The sequence below is a fragment of the Streptomyces sp. NPDC005533 genome, from assembly GCF_042871845.1.
Classification (GTDB): domain Bacteria; phylum Actinomycetota; class Actinomycetes; order Streptomycetales; family Streptomycetaceae; genus Streptomyces.
Genome location: NZ_JBIAJH010000161.1, coordinates 1 through 2,176 on the forward strand (window position 1 = coordinate 1; position 2,176 = coordinate 2,176).

General features: G+C 69.9%; 1 protein-coding gene and 1 pseudogene. Both read right to left on the bottom strand.

The window, feature by feature from the left end:
* Window positions 1-481 (bottom strand): annotated as a pseudogene (locus ACFYP3_RS37580) (site-specific integrase); the annotation flags it as partial.
* A 601-nt stretch (window positions 482-1,082) separates the two neighbouring features.
* Complete coding sequence (locus ACFYP3_RS37585; protein ID WP_388842602.1) at window positions 1,083-2,042, bottom strand: tyrosine-type recombinase/integrase; 960 nt, start codon at window positions 2,040-2,042, stop codon at window positions 1,083-1,085.
* Window positions 2,043-2,176 lie beyond the last annotated feature (134 nt).

A 2,176-nucleotide genomic window follows, 5' to 3' on the forward strand; every position in this document is an offset into this window, starting at 1 on the left:
GGGTGCGGCCGAACTCGTCCGCGCCGGGGCGTGGCTGGATCGTCCAGGTCCGCAGGAGATCGCGCAGCCAGTGCTGTGGGATCGTGCGCAGGTCGACGGTCTTGGGTGTTCGGATGCCGGCCGGTGTGCGGGAGCGCTGGCCCAGCGCTCGCAGGTCCAGGATGTCGTCCTTGGCCGGTGCTGTTCCGGTGTACTCGGCGTGGGCGGCCCGGACCGCGGTGCGGACTCTGGTGAGGAGCCTGAGTACCGCGACGGTGGATCGAGGGCACATCTGCTCGTCGGTGATCTGGCTGAGGAGTGTGGGGGTGCCGGCCAGGTCGCGGACCATGCGGCGGACTTGAGCGGGCTCGAAGATCCGCAGCCATGGGTCTGCCTGCTGCAGGCCGTGGAGCACCTCCAGGCGGGTCTGCTCGGGCAGCGGCAGCAGACTGAACTGGTGCGGGGCGAGGTACGGGGGCTGCTGCGCTGCCCATGGGCCCACCCGGGCGTCGGGGTGGGCGCGGCGGTGTTCACGGAAGCGCTGCGCGTGGTGACGGCACAGGCCCCTGCCGTTGAGGCCCGGTAGCGGACAGGCAGGTGCCGGACATGCAGGGGTATCGGTGTAGGGGGCTGCGGTGTCCTCCCACCGGCCGGACAGGCCCCGGGCGGTGAAGGATCTCCACTGGGTGTAGTGCGTGAGGCAGAGCTGCCTGCAGTGGCGTGGGCGGACACAGCGCTGCCCGTCTGTACTGATGCGGCATTGCTCCGGCAGCCCGCCGAAGGGCACTCGGTTGCGTTCGGGCACGAAGGTGCGGGCGAACTCGTCGGCGGACTGGGGCGAGGTCTTCTGTTCCTCCCTGCAGAAAGGGCAGAAGATCCCTGCTGGTGAGACCACCGTGTCGCACACCGTCGTGCGGCACGGCGACACCGAGGTTCGAGGTTCTTGGACGCTGCCGGTGAACAGCCAGCAGTCCGGCCGCCATTCGGTGGTCCCCAGCCAGGGTCAAGGCGGGTCCGCAGCCACGGGACCCAGCCGTCGGTGTCGGAGTCTGGTGAGTCGGCGGCACGCGGTGCGGGCACCAGCGCGGTCACGGACGGGATGTTCACGGGCGTTCCTTCAGGGATTCGACGTGCTCGACGGCGGCACGTGCCTCGGCATCGTCGACATGGCGGTAGTGCTCCATCGACAGCGGTGAGACGTGGCCCAGCAGCCGCTGCACCACGTCCCGGTCGACGCCGTCGCGCAGCCAGCGGGTCGCCGCGGAGTGGCGCAGCATGTGCGGGCGGCACGCATGCCCGGCGGTGCGGGCCAGGCGGTCGAACATCTCCTTGGTGTTCGGGTAGGACATGGCGCCGCCCAGCGGCGGGCGGAAGAGATTCACGAAGACCATCTCCACCTCGGTTGCCTGGGCCACCCGGTCCCGCTCGTACTGATAGTCGGTGTAGAGCGCGACCAGATCGGCGGTGACCGGCACGCTGCGGGAGAAGCGGGACTTCGCCAGGGCGCGGTTGGGGTTGTCGGTGCGGCGGCGGACATGGACGTGCGGGCCCTCGATCCCGCAGCCCGCCGCGCGGGGCGAGGCGAGCAGATGCATGTCGGCGCGGTGAAGCCCGAGCGCCTCACCGATCCGCAGCCCGGTGCAAGCGAGCAGCGTGATCAGGAAGCGGTCCCGTGCTCTCGTGGTGAGCGCGATCATGCGGCGGATCTGCTCGTCGCTGAGGTCCTCGTATCCCGGTTCGTTGATCCGGAACCGGAACGCGGCCGCCTGGACCTCGCGGCGCCGGCCCGATTCGCCTGTGTCGTAGCCGGGCGGGTTGAAGCGCAGCAGCTTCGGTTGCGCCAGCAGTCCGGTCGTGGAGGCCGGCACCCAGCCGTGCGTGTGCCCGAACCGGAGGAACTCCGCCACCGCCGTCATCACCGCGTTCGCCGTGGACCGCGAGCGGAACCGGAGCGGTCCCGGCCTGACCGTTGAGCTGCGGGAGGGCAGGGGTGCCTCGATGAGCCACTGCTGCAGTGCGGCCAGCCCCAGGAAACCGGGCGTCGTCCACTCCAGGCGGCGCATCAGGCAGAAGTTCAGATAGAGAGCGATCCGTCCCGCGTAGAGCAATGCTCAGGACTTGTGGATCGGCCTGGGGTGGGATGTTCTGCGGAGTGCGGAGGGCGTACCTTCCCAGGTGATCGACTTAATGTCACCGA

Coding starts and splice junctions, on each gene's coding strand:
- ACFYP3_RS37585 (WP_388842602.1), bottom strand. CDS start 2,042: ATGCGCCGCCTGGAGTGGACGACGCCCGGTTTCCTGGGGCTGGCCGCA.